This is a genomic window from Streptosporangium amethystogenes (assembly GCF_000721075.1).
In the GTDB taxonomy this organism is placed as follows: Bacteria; Actinomycetota; Actinomycetes; order Streptosporangiales; family Streptosporangiaceae; genus Streptosporangium; species Streptosporangium amethystogenes.
On the sequence record NZ_JOEQ01000029.1, the window covers coordinates 76,102 to 94,465 of the forward strand.

The 18,364-nt window shown below is 65.4% G+C and carries 23 protein-coding genes and 1 pseudogene; 10 read left to right on the forward strand and 14 right to left on the reverse strand.

Going from position 1 to position 18,364, the window contains the following annotated elements:
• Positions 1-465: 465 nt before the first annotated feature.
• Positions 466-774 (reverse strand): MiAMP1 family antimicrobial peptide, encoded by a 309-nt coding sequence (locus IG98_RS0132445; protein ID WP_157594637.1) that lies wholly within the window; start codon positions 772-774, stop codon positions 466-468.
• A gap of 288 nt (positions 775-1,062) precedes the next feature.
• Here IG98_RS0132445 and IG98_RS0132455 point away from each other — a divergent pair, with 288 nt between their 5' ends.
• From IG98_RS0132455 to IG98_RS0132465, 3 genes are read left to right on the forward strand one after another with little or no spacing between them, the layout of a single operon-like run.
• Positions 1,063-2,046, forward strand: coding sequence for a hypothetical protein (locus tag IG98_RS0132455; protein ID WP_245651816.1), 984 nt, complete (start codon positions 1,063-1,065; stop codon positions 2,044-2,046).
• 53 nt (positions 2,047-2,099) lie between these two features.
• Positions 2,100-2,324, forward strand: a complete 225-nt coding sequence (locus tag IG98_RS0132460; RefSeq protein ID WP_157594638.1) for a hypothetical protein — start codon at positions 2,100-2,102, stop codon at positions 2,322-2,324.
• Positions 2,325-2,329: 5 nt separating this feature from the next.
• Positions 2,330-2,701 (forward strand): hypothetical protein, encoded by a 372-nt coding sequence (locus IG98_RS0132465; protein WP_051753247.1) that lies wholly within the window; start codon positions 2,330-2,332, stop codon positions 2,699-2,701.
• Between the two features lie 429 nt (positions 2,702-3,130).
• On the opposite strand, the gene IG98_RS0132475 is transcribed toward IG98_RS0132465, so the two are convergent.
• Positions 3,131-3,970, reverse strand: a complete 840-nt coding sequence (locus IG98_RS0132475) for an aldo/keto reductase (RefSeq protein WP_030920979.1) — start codon at positions 3,968-3,970, stop codon at positions 3,131-3,133.
• 434 nt (positions 3,971-4,404) lie between these two features.
• Between IG98_RS0132475 and rho the strand changes: the two genes are divergently transcribed.
• Complete coding sequence (rho, locus tag IG98_RS0132480) at positions 4,405-5,478, forward strand: transcription termination factor Rho (protein WP_245651817.1); 1,074 nt, start codon at positions 4,405-4,407, stop codon at positions 5,476-5,478.
• Positions 5,479-5,618: 140 nt separating this feature from the next.
• On the opposite strand, the gene IG98_RS0132485 is transcribed toward rho, so the two are convergent.
• Complete coding sequence (locus IG98_RS0132485) at positions 5,619-6,116, reverse strand: hypothetical protein (RefSeq protein ID WP_030920986.1); 498 nt, start codon at positions 6,114-6,116, stop codon at positions 5,619-5,621.
• Between the two features lie 323 nt (positions 6,117-6,439).
• On the opposite strand from IG98_RS0132485, the gene IG98_RS0132490 reads away from it, so the two are divergent.
• Complete coding sequence (locus tag IG98_RS0132490; protein ID WP_030920989.1) at positions 6,440-6,844, forward strand: hypothetical protein; 405 nt, start codon at positions 6,440-6,442, stop codon at positions 6,842-6,844.
• 218 nt (positions 6,845-7,062) lie between these two features.
• On the opposite strand, the gene IG98_RS51055 is transcribed toward IG98_RS0132490, so the two are convergent.
• The 7 genes and pseudogenes from IG98_RS51055 to IG98_RS0132525 all read right to left on the reverse strand — a co-directional run bounded on the left by IG98_RS51055 (position 7,063) and on the right by IG98_RS0132525 (position 12,125).
• Complete coding sequence (locus IG98_RS51055; protein WP_157594640.1) at positions 7,063-7,662, reverse strand: hypothetical protein; 600 nt, start codon at positions 7,660-7,662, stop codon at positions 7,063-7,065.
• 303 nt (positions 7,663-7,965) lie between these two features.
• Positions 7,966-8,616: a leucine-rich repeat domain-containing protein gene (locus tag IG98_RS53705; protein WP_051753248.1), complete on the reverse strand. Its 651-nt coding sequence runs from the start codon at positions 8,614-8,616 to the stop codon at positions 7,966-7,968.
• Positions 8,565-8,867 carry a leucine-rich repeat domain-containing protein gene (locus IG98_RS53710; RefSeq protein WP_084195810.1) on the reverse strand — a complete coding sequence of 101 codons (303 nt, stop codon included), beginning with the start codon at positions 8,865-8,867 and terminating at the stop codon, positions 8,565-8,567. Before IG98_RS53710 ends, IG98_RS53705 begins: the two co-directional genes overlap by 52 nt.
• A gap of 163 nt (positions 8,868-9,030) precedes the next feature.
• A pseudogene (locus IG98_RS54950) lies at positions 9,031-9,222 on the reverse strand (hypothetical protein); the annotation flags it as partial.
• A 471-nt stretch (positions 9,223-9,693) separates the two neighbouring features.
• Positions 9,694-10,437: a DUF4232 domain-containing protein gene (locus IG98_RS48185; RefSeq protein WP_211264206.1), complete on the reverse strand. Its 744-nt coding sequence runs from the start codon at positions 10,435-10,437 to the stop codon at positions 9,694-9,696.
• A gap of 164 nt (positions 10,438-10,601) precedes the next feature.
• A complete protein-coding gene (gene cutA / locus IG98_RS0132520; RefSeq protein ID WP_030920997.1) occupies positions 10,602-10,946 on the reverse strand; it encodes a divalent-cation tolerance protein CutA in 345 nt (114 codons plus the stop codon).
• A 99-nt stretch (positions 10,947-11,045) separates the two neighbouring features.
• Positions 11,046-12,125 carry a hypothetical protein gene (locus IG98_RS0132525; RefSeq protein ID WP_030921000.1) on the reverse strand — a complete coding sequence of 360 codons (1,080 nt, stop codon included), beginning with the start codon at positions 12,123-12,125 and terminating at the stop codon, positions 11,046-11,048.
• 239 nt (positions 12,126-12,364) lie between these two features.
• Between IG98_RS0132525 and IG98_RS0132530 the strand changes: the two genes are divergently transcribed.
• The 4 genes from IG98_RS0132530 to IG98_RS0132545 all read left to right on the forward strand — a co-directional run bounded on the left by IG98_RS0132530 (position 12,365) and on the right by IG98_RS0132545 (position 15,764).
• Complete coding sequence (locus IG98_RS0132530; protein ID WP_030921002.1) at positions 12,365-13,483, forward strand: DUF5685 family protein; 1,119 nt, start codon at positions 12,365-12,367, stop codon at positions 13,481-13,483.
• 76 nt (positions 13,484-13,559) lie between these two features.
• Positions 13,560-13,979, forward strand: coding sequence for a YdeI/OmpD-associated family protein (locus IG98_RS0132535; protein ID WP_051753250.1), 420 nt, complete (start codon positions 13,560-13,562; stop codon positions 13,977-13,979).
• A 48-nt stretch (positions 13,980-14,027) separates the two neighbouring features.
• Positions 14,028-14,567 (forward strand): flavoprotein, encoded by a 540-nt coding sequence (locus IG98_RS0132540; RefSeq protein WP_030921009.1) that lies wholly within the window; start codon positions 14,028-14,030, stop codon positions 14,565-14,567.
• Positions 14,568-14,939: 372 nt separating this feature from the next.
• On the forward strand, positions 14,940-15,764 hold the full coding sequence (locus IG98_RS0132545; protein ID WP_425428136.1) for a hypothetical protein: 825 nt from the start codon (positions 14,940-14,942) through the stop codon (positions 15,762-15,764).
• Positions 15,765-15,888: 124 nt separating this feature from the next.
• On the opposite strand, the gene IG98_RS0132550 is transcribed toward IG98_RS0132545, so the two are convergent.
• A complete protein-coding gene (locus IG98_RS0132550; RefSeq protein ID WP_030921013.1) occupies positions 15,889-16,437 on the reverse strand; it encodes a hypothetical protein in 549 nt (182 codons plus the stop codon).
• Positions 16,438-16,587: 150 nt separating this feature from the next.
• Between IG98_RS0132550 and IG98_RS54955 the strand changes: the two genes are divergently transcribed.
• Positions 16,588-16,899: a pentapeptide repeat-containing protein gene (locus IG98_RS54955; RefSeq protein ID WP_425428137.1), complete on the forward strand. Its 312-nt coding sequence runs from the start codon at positions 16,588-16,590 to the stop codon at positions 16,897-16,899.
• A gap of 136 nt (positions 16,900-17,035) precedes the next feature.
• Here IG98_RS54955 and IG98_RS0132555 read toward each other — a convergent pair whose 3' ends face one another.
• The 3 genes from IG98_RS0132555 to IG98_RS51065 form a co-directional block, all read right to left on the reverse strand.
• Positions 17,036-17,272 (reverse strand): hypothetical protein, encoded by a 237-nt coding sequence (locus IG98_RS0132555; protein ID WP_030921016.1) that lies wholly within the window; start codon positions 17,270-17,272, stop codon positions 17,036-17,038.
• Positions 17,273-17,394: 122 nt separating this feature from the next.
• A complete protein-coding gene (locus IG98_RS0132560; protein WP_157594642.1) occupies positions 17,395-17,778 on the reverse strand; it encodes a hypothetical protein in 384 nt (127 codons plus the stop codon).
• 3 nt (positions 17,779-17,781) lie between these two features.
• Positions 17,782-18,303, reverse strand: coding sequence for a hypothetical protein (locus tag IG98_RS51065; protein ID WP_157594643.1), 522 nt, complete (start codon positions 18,301-18,303; stop codon positions 17,782-17,784).
• Between the last annotated feature and the right edge of the window lie 61 nt (positions 18,304-18,364).

The following is an 18,364-nucleotide window of genomic DNA, read 5'->3' on the forward strand; positions in this document are numbered from 1 at the left end:
GACCGGCCGACCGGGCGGCATCGCTGCATCGGATCGTACGGTGATGACCGAGGTGGTGGCTCTCCAGTCGCTTGACCGGGATCCGGATGTCGCCCGGCAGCGTCCCGCTCGCGAGCGATACCCGGATCCTCGCCTGGCACGGCCGCCAGGCCGACCACATGCTGCTCCCCCTGCCGCAGGTCCTCGGCGAAGTCGAGTTGCCGACCAACGGAGTAGACCTCAAGACACGAAAGACGGCCATCCTCGATGAGGAGCAAGACTCAGAACGTAGCCCTCCTTAAAACCGCCGGGCCGGGTGGCCGGTCTCGTGGGTTCGAATCCCACGTTCTCCGCTGAGCATCGAAAACGGCGTCTGACCAGGTGATTCGCCGCTGATCGTTTATCTCACAAGAGAAGGCCAAACGTCCTCTCGGTGAGCGCGTGACCGGGAGACGGACGGGCGCCGGCCCGTCCGCCTCCCTGGTGTCAGCACACGATGAAGATGCTCTTCCAGCCGACGGGCGTCCTCTGCTCCGCGTTGCGGTTGGACGGCAGCTCGAAGTGCGTCACCCCCTGCGTGTTGGGCTGGTTGTACATCCGGCCGCTCTGGCCGTCGCCGTACCACTTGTACGACCCGTGGAAGGGGATGTTGGACGGGCCGCACCGGTCGATGACCACCGACCGGCCGGTGAAGCCCGGCCCTTCGTAGGCCACATACTGCGAGGCGTAGGCGGCACTGCCCATGACCGCGACCATGGCGGCGGAGATGACGGGGACGAGGGCGATTCGCTTCACGATGATCCTCTCGATGACCTCAGTGATCTACCGAGAGTATGCATACCATTACTCCGAGTAAATAAAACGTGTCGTATATGGTCTGGACCGCTCGCCGAATACATCACCGAGGCCACGGCGCACCGCCTGCGGCGGCTGCTGACCAGCCACCGCCGATCAATCGCTGACCGCCGGCCCAGCCTCTGGGCGCGGTTCCGGTACGGCGTCCTTGAGGGACCCCCGCCCATAGGTAATCGCTACTCTGCGGGAATGTCCCTCCATTATCGATCGCGCGGCGCATTGGTCCTCGTGGCAGCCGCAGCGCTCACCGCGACCACCCCCTCCATCGCGCAGGCGCGCGAAACGCCCACCGCAGCGGCGGATCGAGTCTTGCGGGTCTACAACAACAACATCGAGAACCTGGTGCGGAACAACGCCGACGGCTCGTGCACCCGCATTTCGGGCACGGACCACCTGACGTCGATGCTGGTCGACGACAACGGCCGGACGGGCACCTCAGGTGTACAGGCCCCCGACCTGCTGATCGTGCAACAGGTACGCGGCACCGGGCAGGCCACGGCCTACGCCGACCAACTCTCGGCCAAGTTCGGATATCCGGCCGGCACCTACAAGGCGATCGTGGCCTGGAACGACCCCGAGCCGTGGGGCAGCTCGCACAACTGCAGCCAGCAGGCGACCGGTGACCTGAAGAAGAAACAGACCAACGGGATCGTCTACAACACCAGGACGCTGAGCCTGGCCGCGGGCGACCTCGCGAAATACTGGAGCGCGGGCTGGCTGAAGCCCGGAACATCGTACGCGGGCGGGTCCGGGTGCACGCTGTACAAGCCGCCGAACAACGACAACGGCGCCACCAACGCGTACAAGTGGAAGCGTACGAGCGCCATCGCGGCGAGGTTCAGGATCAAGGAAACGGGGACGACGGTCTTCGCCGCGACCATGCACCTCCCGGAGCAGAACGGAGCCAATGCCTGCGCGGGCGCGGGCTCCACCGGGATCGCGAACTCCGGCATCCATGTCGGCGCGGACGCCGCGAGCCTGATGAACGCCTCGACGATCCGCGTGATCGGGATCGACGCGAATCGTGTGAAGATCGCCCCCACGACGCTCAGCGGCTTCGGCATGACCGGTTATGGCGCCAAAGCGACCTCCGGCTCCCGAAAGATCGACTATCTGTTCGTCAAGGGCGCCGTGCAGCCGTCGAGCATCGATCACACGGTGAACAGTACGAAGTCGAACCATCTCGCGCTGTACGGATTCATCACGTTCTGAGCCCAGCGCCGTCATCAGGCTGGGCGGGACGTCGCTCCACAGCGGCACCCGGCGTGCCCCAGCGGATCAGGAGGAACAGGCAGGCCGTGCCGGCCGCCCGCTCCCGGTCCGGCCTCCTGTCGCTGGAATCACGAAAAATACAGGCCACCACCGGGGCGGCGGGCCTGCCGTCCGCCGCCCTGTTCCTGGACGACGCCGTCATCCCCGCTCTGTCGGTCCGCGTGGCCGAGCGCGGTGTGCCGCCGCCGCACGAGCTCAGGCCAAGTGGTAGATCATGATGGGCATGTTCAAGACCTTCGCCCTGCTTTTGGCTGGGCTCGTCGCCGGTGTCGCTATCACGGTCGTCGGTCAGTGGCCCAGAACCGAGGTCGTGTACCGGAGCGAGCAGCCCGCCACCGTGACGTACGAGGACGACTCGGTGCACCACCTGGGTCTGCTCCGCAAAGCCCCACTGCTCGGGGAACCGTCGCACCTCGTGGTGGTCGGCCGTGACCCCGGATTCGGATACGGCCACGGGGTGACCATCCACACGTCTCTCATCGACCCCGGAAAGGAGATCGCCGGGACCGAGTGGACGGACGCAGGGGTACGGATACGCTTCACGAGCGGGCACGAGCTGTTCGTCCCGGCCCGTCACTTCCTCCACGGCCGCTGAGGCGGGTCAGAACAGCGTCAGCGGCCGCGGATCAGCTTCTTCACCCCGGCATCACGTTCGACACCGCTGGCCGACCGGCTCTTCAAGAGCGTGACCGTGTCGAACGACACCCACTCCGCGCAGATTCGGCCCCAGCACGCCCTGCAGCGACCGGATGGCCCGCTCGTCCTGGGAGAACGCCTACTGCTGCACCTTCACCACGTACCGGTACGTTCGCAGGTGTATGCCGAGCCTGACGATCGTCTGGCGACGGCTGATCCTCGCACCTGGTCAGGGGCGACCGACGGTCCGGGATTCCGTTCCCGGCCCTCCGTCGAGCACCCGAAGTGGTTCCTGAACAGGGCTTATGTCCAGACGAGACGCCGTTGATCGTTGAGCGGGTCTCGGCCGAACGCCGCCGACCGGGCGCCCGCAGGCGAAGGCAGCGCCCTATGCCGGATCGGGCAGCCGGTCCAGGCGGTCGCGGTGGGCCTGGGGCAGGTGGAGCCGAACCGCAGCGAGGTTCTCCTCCAGGTGGTCCATCCGGGCGGTGCCCGGGATCGGCAGAATGACCGACGAGTGGCCGAGGAGCCAGGCGAGCGCGACTTGCGTGGGGGTGGCGCCGAGTTCGGCCGCCACGGCGGCGATCTCGGTCTTCGCCCCCGACGCTCCTGCCGCGACAGGCCGCCATGGGAGGAACGCGATCCCTGCCGCCTCGCAGGCCGCGAGCACGGGCTCGTGTTCGCGGTCCAGGATGTTGTAGCGGTTCTGCACGCTCGCGACGTCGATGATCTCCTGTGCCTGGTCGAGTTCGGCGACGGTGACCTCGGACAGTCCGATCCGGCCGAGCTTGCCTTCGGTCTGGAGGTCCCGCAGTGTGCCGAGCTGGTCGGAGAGGGGCGTCTCCGGGTCGATACGGTGCAGTTGGAGCAGCTCGATGCGTTCGACGCGGAGTCGGCGCAGGGCCTGGTCGACCTGGTCGCGCAGGATGTCCGGCCGCCCGTCGAGCTTCCACTCGCCCGCGGGGCCCGTTCGTGCGACGCCGACCTTGGTGGTGATGAGCAGGCCGTCCGGGTAGGGGTGCAGAGCCCCGGCGAGGAGTTCCTCGTTGGCTCCTCCGCCGTACAGATGGGCGGTGTCGATCAGCGTGACGCCCAGGTCGACGGCCCGCCGGGCGACCGCGAGGGAGGTCTCACGGGCGGGGCCCGGCTCGGTTGGCAACTTCATGGCCCCGAACCCGAGCCGCCGTACCCTCAACTCCCCGCCGATACGAAACTCAGTCGATGCCATACACGATCTTCGCTCCTTTGATCAACGGGCAACCCTAACGGCGCGGTTGGCCACGGAGCCGGATCCGGGGTTGCGTTCGGACCCCGGGATGGTGTTATCGTGAAATCGGCTCATCGATGTGGTCAATCTGATCCCCTCTTCGATTCAGAGCCCTTCTCTCACCGCCGCTGAGCGCCGGTATTCCGTTTTCGCCCGCCGCTGCGGGTGTCACTTCCCGTTCGGCGTCAGCACACGCCTTCTCTGTGCGCATGCATCGCGCGCCGTCTGCCGGGACTTCATCGCACCATGCCCGCCATCGGGCCGAACCGGTGCACATCTCCGCTCTTAAGGACACGCCCATGACCATCACCACCGACAGGCCTTCGCAAAGGAGTGCCACGACCACCGTTCCGATGGCTCGGAACAGCACCCGCCCGCCCGCCAAAGAACGGGAGATGACCGGTTTGCTCGACGTCCGCGACGGGAGGACCTACCTCAGGACGGGCGGTTACCTCCCCGGCGAGGACGACCTCTGCCTGCCCGCCGCACAGGTGAAGGCGCTCGACCTGCGTCCGGGCGATCTGATCACAGCGGCACTGAAGCCATCCGGCAAGCCGGTCGAGGTGCTGTCGATCGACGGCGCGGAACCGGGCGTGGCACGGCCGCACTTCGCCGACATGACGCCCGTCCACCCCCACCGACGCCTGCTACTGGAGACGGCATCGCCGATCACCCGCCTGATCGACCTCATCACCCCGGTCGGTCTGGGACAGCGCGGCCTGATCGCCGCGCCACCGAAGGCCGGGAAGACCATGGCACTCAAGGCGATCGCCGACGCCATCGCGGCGAACCATCCCACGGTCCACCTCATGGTGGTGCTCGTGGGCGAGCGCCCCGAGGAGGTCACCGACTTCCGCCGGCAGGTGCGCGGAGAGGTGATCGCCTCGACGTTCGACCAGCCCGAACGCGACCATACGGTGCTCGCCGAACTCGCGATCGAGCGGGCCAAACGGCTCGTCGAGCAAGGCAGGAACGTCGTCGTCCTCCTGGACTCCCTGACCCGGCTCGGCAGGGCGTACAACGTCATCGCCCCGAAAGGCGGCAAGACGCTGACGGGTGGAATCGACGCGTACGCCATCCACCAGCCGAAACGGCTCTTCGGCGCGGCCCGCGCGATCGAGGAGGGCGGCTCGCTCTCCATTCTGGCGACCGCGCTCGTCGAGACAGGCTCGCGGATGGACGACTACCTCTTCGAGGAGTTCAAGAGCACTGGCAACATGGAACTGCGGCTTGACCGGACTCTCGCCCAGCAGCGTCTGTTCCCCGCGGTGGACGTGGCATCCTCCAGTACACGGCGGGAGGAACTGCTCCTCGCCGACGACGAGCGAGAGATCATCTGGAAGCTCCGGCAGGTGCTCGCAGGCCTGGATCGTGAGCCGGCGCTCACCGGGGTGCTCGACGGTCTGCGCACGTCATCGTCCAATGCCGTCTTCCTCCGGAAGCTCGCGCTCTCGCAAGGCCCTCGCTGAGCCCGACAGGCGGAACGTCACCCCCCAGGAGCCCGGTGGGGCAACAGTGAGATCTTCCGGCTGAGGGAGAGCGGCCGGCTCGCCGTCAACGGAGTAGATCTTGAAAACCGTCGGCCCGTGGATCCGCCAGGTACATATCCTCAGCCGCCGGGAGACTTCTCAGCACAATCGGACTCCACCCACGTGGCGACCAGATCCCGGCAGAGCACCATGACGGTTCCGGGCCGGAATGCGATCTCATGGCTGCACCCATCAGGACGCGGAAGGATCTCGTCAAGGATCACCACGCTGCGCGGCCCGCCCTGGGACGGCACGGCTATGTCGAGTGTGAAGCTCGAAACGCCCTCGTAGCGGATGAGCAGGTCCTCTTCGTGCTTCCAGCAGCTGTGCTTGAAGGCGATCTCCACAGAGGTCTCCTCGTCGACCTCGCCGAACGAGATCCGCTCCAGGACGAGGTCTTTCACGCACCGCGGACCATGGAAGTCGTAGTGGTGGGGATCGGCCGCGAACGCCCGAGCACCTGCCGGCAGCGCGTCGGCGAGTTCGGGAAGCCGCTTCAGGTACTCGGTCGGGTCGATGACGCCGTCGATGACACCGCCGGGCAGAGTCATCGTCGCATCGAGGTCGACATACTTCATACGGCGCTCACATCCGGGATCGTACAGACGAGACCGATGCGGGACATACGCGGAACGATCTGTATCGAATCATCGATGGCGTGGGGCATGACCGCAGGTCCCCGCAGCGTGGAACCTTCAGCGATCGCGTCACCTCCCGAAGCCGGACGGGTTCACCCCGCGGCTGTTCGGCACCTTCACCGGCCGTCGAGTGCCCATCCCGCTTCTGCATCGATGTCCAAGTGGGCTGCAAGCCGTCGGCCTCAGGCTGGATGTCACAGGTGCTGGAAGGACTGTCGTTGGCCGTGCGGTCCCCGATCCGCGTCCGCGTGACAGGAAGAGACATGACCGATTCGGAGCACGAGTCGTATGTGCCCAGAAGGCTTTCCGACCCCACGGATGATCCGCCACATGAGGAGCCGCAAGGCTGCCGCCGGATCCCCGCGATACTCGTCACAGCCGTGATCGTTGTCCTGATCGCCCTGGTGGGGGTCACCTTTTTGAACAAGCCCCTAGCCGGTGGCGACAACCGGTCGACCGCTCGGTGCGTGGACACGAGCTCGCGTCAGGCTGACGGCACCCACCGGCTCGTCGACCGCCGCAGGTGTGAGAGCGATGAGGGCCGACGCGGTCAGTATCGCTGGCAGAGCCAGGGCAAGACCTCCGACTCCGGCCGGGAGCGCAGTGTTCTACGCCGAATCGGCGACTTCATCGGTGACCTGTTCGGCGGAGGCGGTAGGCGCCGTTGACCCTCGTCGGTTCGTGACCGCCGCCGGAAGAGCCGGATCAAGGCTGTCCCGCCGAGCACGAACCGCTGGAGGAGGTTCGGCGGTGGGAAACATGGCAGCGCCGGGGCGTCCACGGTTGTTCTAGGAGAGTTTCCAGAGCGTCGCGGTGGGCGTCGTCGATCATGGTGGCCGACCTGCCCCTGAGGCGCGAGGAGTCCGCCGAGCGATCGATCACGATGTCAGCGGGATGACATGTTGGGTGCCTCGTTTGTCGCACTTGATGGCTCTGAGGCTGGTTTGTCCTTTAGTTCTCCTGCCGGTGGGGGCTCCGACCGTCCATGTCTGAACGCGATGACCAGGAGAATGGCGCCGAGAAGGTAGGCGAGGCCCAGCCAGACGGAAGAAGGTGGGGACCACGGGCCCTGGGTGAGAGGGTCGTCACGTTCGCCGAAGATGACGGAGATCTCGCCGGATGCGAAAACCCAGTTGGAGAGAGCCGTACACAAAACGTTGACCGTCCCCAGGGTTGCGATTATTCCGGCTATCAGAAGACTGATCCGCCCACTCCAGTGATTTCTCACCGCTGCCGCCAGACCGACCAGGATCGGCAGAATCGCGAACACCAATATGAAGGCGTCCACCGTAAAAAGCATCTTTAGCAGCCATATGATCTTGACGTTCAGGATCATAGCAAGATGTGGTAGGCCTATACCGCTTCGGTCGAACATGTCTTGCCCGCAGTGGCCGGTGGATTCGCTGACCCATCCGCAGTTGGAGGCGAACATGGTCGGCAGGAAGACGGTCGCCGCCGCCAGACACCACCAGGTGCGGGCTTTCATCTTGATGCCCTTTCAACTGCATAGACATTATACGTAATGACCAGGGCAAGAGTATGGCGCGGAAACCCGCAAATACATATTGAGATTGCAAATCCAGATGGTCGGATAGTTTGCATGAGGTCCGCTCGGAGCCGGGCACGAACCGGGCTGAATGGATCTGACCGAGTGCATCGCCAGAGGCCGGAGGTGTTGACCTGGGCGGAGTGTTTCCCCGGAGTCGATGCCGATGGCTCCGAGCGGCGACGTTACAGCTAGAGCACGCGGAACGTGCGAGACCGCGATCGGTTAGCCGTCGTCGGACTCTCAGTTGGTGCAGACGGTGAATCTCCCCTGCCATTCGGGCAGGCCGGTCAGCCGGTTAGCACGCAGGTCGAGCTTAGAGAGGGCGGGAAGGCTCCCTAGCCATTCGGGAAGGACGGTGAACTGGTTGCCGCTCAGGTCGAGTCCGTTCAAGGCGGTGAGATTTCGCAATGACTCCGGTAGAGCGGTCAACTGGTTGTAACCCAGGTTGAGCCAGAGCAGGGCCGTGAGGTTTCCCAACGACTCGGGCAGGGCGGTCAGCTCATTGACGCTCAACCAGAGTGTGGTCAGGGCGGTGAGATCGCCTAATGACTCGGGCAGGGCGGTCAACTGGTTGCGACCCAGGTTGAACCAGAGCAGGGCACCGAGATCTCCCAATGACTCCGGCAGCGCAGCCAGTCGGTTACCTCCCAGGTCGAGCTCGGTCAGACCGGCGAGGTTCCCCAACGACTCGGGTAGGGCGGTCAGCTCGTTGTTGGCCAGGTCGAGTCTGGTGAGGGCGGTGAGACGCACCAGCGACTCGGGTAAAGCAGCCAGCTTGTTGTCGCGCAGATCGAGCCGGCGCAGGGCCGTGAGGTTTCCCAACGACTCGGGCAGGGCGGTCAGCCGGTTGTGGCGCAGGTCGAGTTCGGTGAGGGCGGTGAGGTTTCCCAACGATTCCGGTAAAGCGGCCAGCTGGTTGTCGGATCCCCCAGGCATTCGGGGAGGGCCGCTAGCTGGTTGCGGCGCAGGTCGAGTTCGGTGAGGGCGGTGAGGTTCCCCAGTGACTCGGGCAGGGCGGTCAGCCGGTTGTGGCGCAGGTCGAGTTCGGTGAGGGCGGTGAGGTTTCCCAACGATTCCGGTAAAGCGGCCAGCTGGTTGTCGCAGCCATTCAGGCAACGCCTCCATTGCGCGCCAGGACAGATCGAGCGTGGTCAGTGTGGGGAGATTCCTCAATGACTCGGGCAGGACGGCCGTCTGGTTACCGCGCAGGCTGAGTGTGGCGAGAGCGGGGAGATCCCCCAGCCACTCAGGAAACCTCTCCAGGCGGAGGTGTGACAGGTTGAGCGTGGTCAGAGCGGTGAGGTTTCTCAATGACTCGGGCAGGACGCTCAGCCGGTTGTAACTCAGGTCGAGCTTGGTCAGGTGAGTGAAGTCGCCGAGTAACTCGGGCAATGCCTCCAGGCCGAGATTGGACAGGTGGAGGCTGGTCGATCCGTTCCGTAGGCGCTTGCGGATCCGCGCGACGGCAATCGCCTTTCCTGCCTCGGACCACGTCATGATCTTCCTTTCGTCATCGCTCGAGCCTGGGCTCGTCCTCCTGCCACGCCGTTCTTCGGCCCGTTCCCTCGGTGCCGCTTCCGTCAGGAGCACTGTTGACGAGGCTAAAGACCGAGACTGGAGAGGCGGTTCAGGTCCTCAAGGACGAGGGACTCGTAGAGACCGTGCACGGCATGGGCGTATACGTTAAGTCCCCATCCACTCCGGAGTAGGCCCTGAATGACAATGCCCGCTGGCCGATGACTGCTACGGGCAGTGCTGGTCGCAATCGGCTCCTCATACGAGGCTGAGGGGATCGTGACCAGCCACAAGCCCTTCGGCTGCGGTGGCGTTGTCGCCGCAACGATGATCGACCGCTCTGGGGGCATCAGGACAGTTACCGGCTGAAGAGTCGTGATCTCGGCCGTGTGCCGGCGGCCGGTCCCGGAAACGACCGGTGACAATCAAGCACGGGGCAGCGAGATCGGCAGCTTATTTCCAGGCGGTCACCCCCAGTTTTCCGGTGGTGCCGAGGTCGATGTGCTGCGGCACGATCTGTGATCGCTCCCCTGGGGCCGGCGTGATCTCCAGGTAGGAGCCGTTCACCGGGGCTACCGGAGAGTCCAGCACCGTGTTCCTCCAGACCAGCCCCGCCACTGTCTTTTCGCCTGGTTTCAACGTCGCCGGTTTGGGGGTGGCGTCGAAATCATCAATCAGAGCGATGGATGACGAGCCCCTGCTGACTTTGACGTCCAGTGGCTTTCCATCGCCGTCGAGGACACGAATGGTCGGATAGCCGTTCACCCTGTAGGCGCGGGTGCCACAGTTGGTCAACACGATGTTGAGCGCTCGAAGTCCCATGGCAGCGTCGATTTCCCCTGTCGTGATGACGGCACCCGATTTCGGACAGGCGGAAGTGCGGCTGACCGAGGGAGAAGGCGTGAGGTCCAGGCTTGCCGGAGGTAGGGGTTTCGCCGGGGGCGGGGTTCCGCAGGAAGTGACCAGGGTTGCCGTGGTGAGAAGCAGTCCGAGGCGACGGAAGTGTGTGCGACGTGTCTCAACCGGCACCGTGTTCATATGCCGATCGTTCCATGATGCCGCCTTGGGTATGGCTTCCCGCAGACGGGTCACTGCCACGAACGTGGCGTACGACATCTGAATCAAGCGGCGTCGTGTGTGGTGAAAAGCGCAGCGAGGGAAGGTGCTTTCCTTGATCTGGGTGATTTCGTATGCCACCGGCGTGCGGAATCACCCAGAGAACAGAAAACCCCTGATCATCCCCCCGCATCCTTGCTTCGGCGAGCGCTATCACCTGCTTTGGTGATGTCCATGACCCAGGAGCGCAGCTTGTAGAGGACCTCACTCAGGTGGGCGTCATCGGCGAGGCATGGGAACCGTCTCTATTCGCCTGAGGCCGGGGACGTCTCCCGTCTGATCCAGTCGAGGTAGTCGGTGTTGCCGACCGTCAGGGGGACCGCGACGATCTGCGGCACCTGGTAGGAGTGCAGCTCCCGCACCCGCCGGGCGAGGTCCTCGAACCGCTTCACGGTGGTCTTCATCAGCAGGAGCAACTCCTGGGAGCGCTGAATCTCGCCCTCCCACCAGTAGACGGACTCGATCGGAGCGATGATCTGGCAGTCGGCGGCCAGCCGTCGGCCCACCACCGCCGAACAGATCCGCTCCGCCTCCTCACGGCTGCTGGTGGTGACACGAACCTCGACACAGTCCGAAGCATTCTCGACCATGCCAACACCCTGCCGAATCATCCTCATGAGTATCAAGAGCGGCACTCCGCGCCCGCCCGACGTTCCAGACCCCGAACCTCGAATCGGAAAATCAGCAGGTCAGGAGGGTGACTTCAGGGAGCCGTCCACGAGATCCAAGGGATCGGGGAGAGCCGACGGGTCGAACAGCCTGGGCAGCTCGCCCGTGGACAGCATCTTCAGCACCAGGGTCACCGGCCCGTCCTGCTTGATCTTCAGTGTGGCCCTCAGCATCGCACCGTTCCCGGAGCCGACCTCGTCGTGCGCGATGTCCTCGACGAGGTCGGACAGCGGCGCGCCGGACTGCGTCACGGCCTTCGTGGTGAACTTCCCGGTGAAGGTCTCCTTCACCCCGGTCCCACGCGGCAGCACGCACACGACGTTGACCGCCTGGTCGGTCGTGGCCGCGGGGCGGCGCAGGCCCACGCCGTACAGCGCCACGGCCGTCGGTGCAGGCGGTGCGGTGACCGCGGCGGCGACCACGTCGCCCAGACACTCGGCGATCGCGGCGTGATCGGGGTCGTCTGCCAGGGAGGGGCTGCCGCCCAGGGCGCTTGCCACCGGATCGGCCGATGCTCCGGAGACCAGCACCGAATCGGTCACCACCACCTGGTTGAGCCGGTTGAGCAGGCCGAGCTCGCTGGTCAGCACGCTGTCCGGGTCGATCGCGCCGTCGGCGGCCAGCGTCAGCCCCTGCTGTCCACCGATCGTGCGCGGCTTCGCCCCCAGGGCGGTCAGTTTGGTACGGATGGCCGCTGCGTCCTGCTTGCCGTCGATACGGATCGCGGTATTCGGTGGGTTACCCAAGGAGACGGCCCGGACGGCTCCAAAGACGTCGATTCCGGTCTTCTCGGGGAGCAGTCGTGCGCTGCTGCCGAGCGCGCCGAAGCCGAAGCCGATCGCTGGCAACCAGCGTCCCTCCTTCTTCTCCGGCCCGCTCGCGGTGACCACGCCCAGCTCGCGCCAGTGCGTCATCTCTCCGTACTCCAGGTATTCGGCGGCCGGTCCGTCAGCTGACAACGCTTTCATCGTCTCGCGCAGTCCGCTGGACTCTCCGGCGTCGGTGACCGGGGAGTTCGAGGCACCCGGGGGCCTGGCACCCGAGGCGGCCGGGGCCGGGTCTTCCGCTCCGCCGCAACCCGCCACGACCAGGCCTGACATCGCAAGACACAAGCCGAGCCCACGAACATTCGGAACCTTGGCCATTGACCACCCCGGTCGCCGCCGTGAGCAGGAGGGCAGTGCTCTTCTCATGATCTTGTTCCTTCGGGTTTGTGAACGAGATCATTGTCCGAAGGCCCGCTGGTATTTCGATGAGAGATCGCTGCAACCGCCGCGCTGCAAGTATGTGACAAGTGGCGGCTGGCAGGCTGGATGATGGACATTCAGGGAAGGGGCCTATGTTTGGGATTGTTCGCCCATGCCGGCACGGGATGTGCGGTGGGCTGTTTAAAGAGTGGATGGCGCACCTGTGCGGGCTCTGCCTGGCCCTCAGGGACGAACACGGGCACGCCTCCCGGTTGGTGACCAACTACGACGGTCTGCTGGTGTCCGTACTCACCGAGGCGCAGGCACCGGCCTCCTCGCCACACCGGCGCGCGGCGGCCTGCGCCCTGCGCGGGTTCAAGGGCGCGGACGTCGTCGAGGCCGAGGGGGTACGGCTGGCGGCCGCGGTCTCACTGATCCTGGCCGCAGGCAAGGTCAAGGACCACGTCGAGGACGGCGACGGTGTCTACGCCCGCCGGTTGGTGGCGGCCGGCGCGGGGCGGGTGGCCGCCCGCTGGTCGGCCGCCGGATCGGGTACGGCCTCCGCCCTCGGGTTCGATCCCGCCCCGCTGCTCGTCGCGGTCGAGGAGCAGACCCGGCTGGAACGCCTGCCGAACCCGAGTCTGCTCCAGCTCACCGCCCCCACCGAGGCAGCAGTCGCCGCGGCCTTCGGGCACACCGCCGTACTGGCCGGCAAGCCGCACAACCGGGAGACGCTGGAGGAGGCCGGGCGCTACTTCGGCCGCCTGGCACACCTGCTGGACGCCGTCGAGGACCTGGCCCGTGACCGTGCCCAGGGGGCCTACAACCCGCTCGTCGCCTCGGGGACCGACCTGGCCCTCGCGCGGCGGCACTGCGACGACGCCGTGCACGGATTGCGCCTGGCGGTGGCCGAGCTGGACCTGGAACGACGCCCTCTGGTCAACGCGTTGCTGGTCAGGGAGACCGGCCGGGCCACCGGCCGGATCTTCGGCGAGGCCGAGCAGGAGAGTCCCGAGGCGCCCCCACGGGATCCGCGGCTGAAGCCGGACCCCGGCGGGCTGCTGTCGCTACTGTGCCTGTCGGCGGCCTGCTGCACCTGCGGACTGTACCGGCCGCCGTGGGACGAGGACCGCTACAAATCATGCGGCGAGCGCTGTGACCCAGGCGGTTGCGACGCCTGCGGGCAGTGCTGCGACGGGTGCTCGGGCTGTTCCGACTGTTGCTCCGGTTGTTCCGACTGCTGCAACTGCAACTGCAACTGCGACTGCTAGGGCGCGTCATCGAAGTGTCACGGTCACCTGCCTTCGGGCAGGCGGCCCTGGTCGAAGCGGGAGAGCTGGTGGGACGATGACGGACGACAACCTGCGCTTCGCCTCGGCGGACGAGTTCGCCGCCTGGCTGGAGGCGAATCACCGAACCGCCCGTGAGGTCTGGGTCGCCATGCCGAAGAAGGGTACGGCGGTGCCCTCGGTCACCAGAGCCGAGGCCCTGGAGGTCGCCCTGTGCTACGGCTGGATCGATGGCAAGTCCTTCTCGAGAAACGTGCCGGACGGCTGGTGGGCCCAGCGCTTCTCACCGCGCAGGCCCCGTAGCTCATGGTCAAAGATCAATTGTGTCAAGGTCGAAGAGCTCGTCGCCGCCGGTCGGATGCGGCCGGCCGGGCTTGAACAGGTCGAGCTGGCCAAGGTCAACGGCCGCTGGGCCGCGGCCTACGCTCCGTCGAGCACGGCGGAGGGCCCGTCTGATCCGCCGGCGGCGCGGCCTTAGCGGGGCCGGTACCTTCTGGTACGAGAAACCGGGGTTGGGAGTCGACGCGTGAGCCAGTCCGGCAAGGTCCTCTATGTCATCGTGTGCGCCGCGGGCGGCGCCGGCGACGTGGGGCGTCTCGTCGCCCTCGCTCAGGATGCGGGCTGGGCCGTCCAGATCGTTGCCACCCCGTCCGCGCTGGACTTCATCGACGTCTCCGCCCTGGAAGAGCAGACGGGCCGCCCCGTCCGCAGCCGGTACCGCAAGCCGGACGAGCCCAAGCCACCGAGGGCCGATGCGATCATCGTCGCTCCTGCGACGTACAACACGATCAACAAGTTCGCCCAGGGGATCGCCGACACCTACGCCCTCGGCCTCCTCGCCGAAGCCCCCGGGCTCGGTATCCCCGTGGTCGTACTGCCCTCCGTCAACGGCGGCCTCGCCTCCCGCGAGCCGTTCCGCCGGAGCGTCGAAAGCCTTCGGGCCGAGGGTGTCCCCGTCCTGCTCGGCTCCGCCACCGGAGGTGGGGAAGCAAAGAGCCATCCCTGGGCCCTTGCCCTGGAAACCCTCGAAGCCCTCGAAGGAACCGGGCGGCGCCCTCGCGAGTGAACAGGCACGGAGTTCCGTGCGCGAGATCACGGAAGCGGCGGTCCCGGAGGGCGGCCGACCGTAGATCGTCACCTTAAAAGGATCATGTCCGGGGATCCGGTGCCATGTGTCGCGTCGATTCCTGGGCACTGTCACGTACCCGCGATCGTCACGGGACGCGGTATGCGCGGTGCGAATCGCCATTGATTTTTCGTGGCCACCGGTCCGCTTCAGGAATTCTTCGAGTGGTCCACTCATGTACGACGGGGACTTCCCTTAGAATGATCACCGGAAAGAGGTGATGATCTGGAGGGCTCGGGAAGACACCGGTTCGGTGTGGTGGTCGATCCCGGTCTGCCCCCGGAGATCGCGGGCCTGCTCCGGGCGAATCCAGTGCTGCTGACACGCATACGAGCAGGTTGGAGGCCACCGGAAGAACCGCGGAAAAAATCCGCGGCCCCTCTGGCCGTCGGCGGCATGTTCGCCGCGGTCGGCCTTTTGGTGGCGCTCTCCTTCGGCTGGGGAGCCATGGTCGTAATCCCGCTGTTCATCGTGCTCGCGTGGTTTCTTTTCGCCGCGATCAGGGCCGCGGAGAATGTCGAGGAGAGCGTTACTCCGGAGCGGGAACTGTACGGTCTCGCACACCGCCACCGGGATTCCTATCTTCTCTTCGACGACTTCGACACCGATGCGAGGAACCTGCTTGCCCGGACACGGGCGGCGGTCGGCTCCGTCCTGCGATCGCGCGTCAACACCGAGGGATTGCTCGACGTCGCGCGGAACGCCGTCATGCTGCCACCGCAGGAATGGGAGATCGCGCGCCTGCTGGCCAAGCTCTCCTCCCTCCGGAAGGAACATCGCGATCTCATGCGTGGCGGGGTCACCCGGGAGGTGGCAGCCGCTGTGAAACCGCTGGAGCGAGCGCTCGCCGGCAGCGAGGGCGCCGTCATCGCGAAGGTGGAGACGCTGGAACGGTACGCGGCTCATGTCGCCGACGCCGAACGTGCCTACCGGGCCCGTGACCAGATCGACGCGTTGATGGAACGGCTGCCTCGCTATGAGGAACTGCTCGCCGAATCGGGGGCCGATGCCCTGACCATGCCGGAGATCGGGCATCTCACGGGTGAGGCCGACGAACTGGAACAGGCGTTGCGCGCGAGCATCGAGTCGGCGCACGAACTCTTCCTCCATCTGGACGGTCCGGATCGGCCCGGATAAAGGTCACCTGCGGGTCCTGCCACGAACGGGCGTGAGAAAGGTGCCCCTGGCCGACGGGACCCGGCACGGTCATTTGATGACCATCGGTGCCGATCCGTGTTTAGCGGAACCATATATAAAGGATTTATCCCGCATCGTCCGCTTGCTCCATGGATTCCATAATGTCGGCGATCATGCGAATTGCCATGGTTTCGTCGTTGGTTAGATGATTGATGTAGTCGGCCAGCAGAACGAGGGTCGCTTCCAGAGCGTTCATCTCGGCTTCGATCCAGGGGCCGTACTGCTTGCGCCAGAGTGTCGGGCTCAGGCCGATGGCGCTGGCGGTCAGCATGCCCGCCATGGCGGGGATGGCCTCGGGCCTGACGCTTATCGTCATCTTGCGCATGCTGCCGATGACGTAGGGCACCACGGATTCGACCACGTCACGGTCCTGCTCCTCGTGGGCCTGGCGCAGCCACTCCATGTACAGGTAGACGAGCGTGCAGGCGCCGTCGAGCACGTCACTGGCGTCTTCGCTGGAGAAGGATCCGAAGAACTCGTCGATCAGCTCTCGCTGCTTGGGGTCGGCCTGCGAGATGCCCTCGCGAATACGGGTGAGAAGCGAGTCGACGTAGAGCAGCGCGGTCCCTACATCACCAACCGGGGCATATTCCGGGTCAAAGGAAGACAGCATCGCTACCTCGCTTGGGGCTTGATATCCGGCCTGCCGTACCGGGTGGTTGTGGCAACGTCTCTGTCGAAAAGTACTCCCTCAGGAAGCACCGCACGGTGAATATTCGCGCAACCGAGTAGGTGAGGATTAGGACGGAATCCCGAAAACATGATGATTTCCAAAGTGTCCGGGACGGATGATCTTCCAGCCCAGCCCAGCCCAGCCCAGCTCAGCTCAGCTCAGCTCAGCTCAGCTCAGCTCAGCTCAGCTCAGCTCAGCTCAGCTCAGCTCAGCTCAGCTCAGCTCAGCTCAGCCCAGCCCAGCCCAGCCCAGCCCAGCCCGAACCGGGCAGGCGGTCGCGTCGTCGTGGATTTTCGCCCGAGCCGCGGGGAGCCGTGGAAGCCGGTGTGTTCGGCTCCGCGGACCCGGCGGATCAGCTCGCCGGGTCTCGCGTCAGCCGGCCGACCCGAGCCGGACAGGTAGGGGTCACGGACGAATCGCCGGCCCCTCCGTCGCGGATCCGAGGTCAGGCGTCCCGTAGTGCAACGGGGCGCGCCGGTCCGGGAGTGTGATCGGCGGACGGAGACGTGGGCGCACGGGCCGAGCGCGAGCGGGTGCCTCAGTACGAGGGGTCCGAAATGGACTCGGCCCGGTAGATGTCCATCGGCTCCTCGCCGTCCTCGTCCACGCCCACCTTCCTCAGCCGCAACGTTCGGCTGCCGATTTTCAGGGAGCGTTCACCGTTGATCTCCGTGGACGCGAACACCGTGACCGAGTGACCGTGCATATCGCGTACCTGGTCGTATTCCGGTCCGTCGGGAATGTCGAGCTTGATGCGCCTCGTCTGGAACGTCACTCTCCCAGTGTGAAAGCCATGGCTCCGAAAATCGATCGCGCGCGCAATGATATTTGGCATCGGTTTCAATCGGATGGTTATGGCGGTCTGCCCGGGACGACGCTTCCGCGGCGGGAGGGGAGCTACGGCAGCGGATCGATCTCAAGGTTCTGGTCGTACTGGACGAGCTCGGCCCCGCGGTCCGTGAGGATGGGCCATCGGGTGGCGCGGGCACACCAGATGACGTGTCCGGCCGTGATGTCGCGTGATCCGTCGAGGATCTCCGCGATGTCCCCGACCTTCCCGTGTGTGAAGTCATCGATCTTCACGCCGGGGGTCGTGACGAGTTCGAACAGCTCCACCTGGGTGGAGATCGGGGAGATGGACAGGACAGCCAGGCTGGTCGCCGGGACGCATATCCCGCCACCACGGAAAAGGCACATGGCGGCGATGCTTCTGGAGTATTCGGTCTTCGCCACCGCGATATCGACCAGTGCGCTCACGTCGAGCACTCGACCGGGAAGCACGGCTCAACGCCTCCTGAACGGGCGAATGCCGATCTGGCCCCATTCCGCCTCGGAGATCTGGTCGACCCCGAGGGATTCGGCCGCCACGTCGAGGTCTTCTCGGTGCAGGTTCCAGCGGTGCATCAAAGTGATCACATGGGGTTTGTTGCCGATCTCTCGCTGGACCGCCGTGTGGATCACGTCGACGACGCGGTTTCCGGTCAGCCGTGCCTTACGAGAGAGTGCCTCATAATCCGCTTTATCCAGCTCTATAGTGATAGAGGTTTCGGGAGCCGATGTGCTGATGGTCTTCTGTCCTTCTCTAAGCTGAAGATGTGCCAGCCAGAGCGGAACCGAATCCGATTCATGTCTGGCGCCATCATGATCATTCGCTGATGGTTTTTCCGATCCTGTGCCGTCGTGCCTTGCCGGCATGGAGTGGGCCATAAGTTCGACAGTAGCTGTGAATTGCGGACTATGGCAGCACTTCTGCATGACTTTGATGGCAGGTGTGAGCGGGATTTCCGGTCGCGTGCCGACTGTCATCCGTGTCACCTGCCTTTCCGTACCCCGAGGTCGCGTCTCATCCCCGGTGGGGACATCGCCG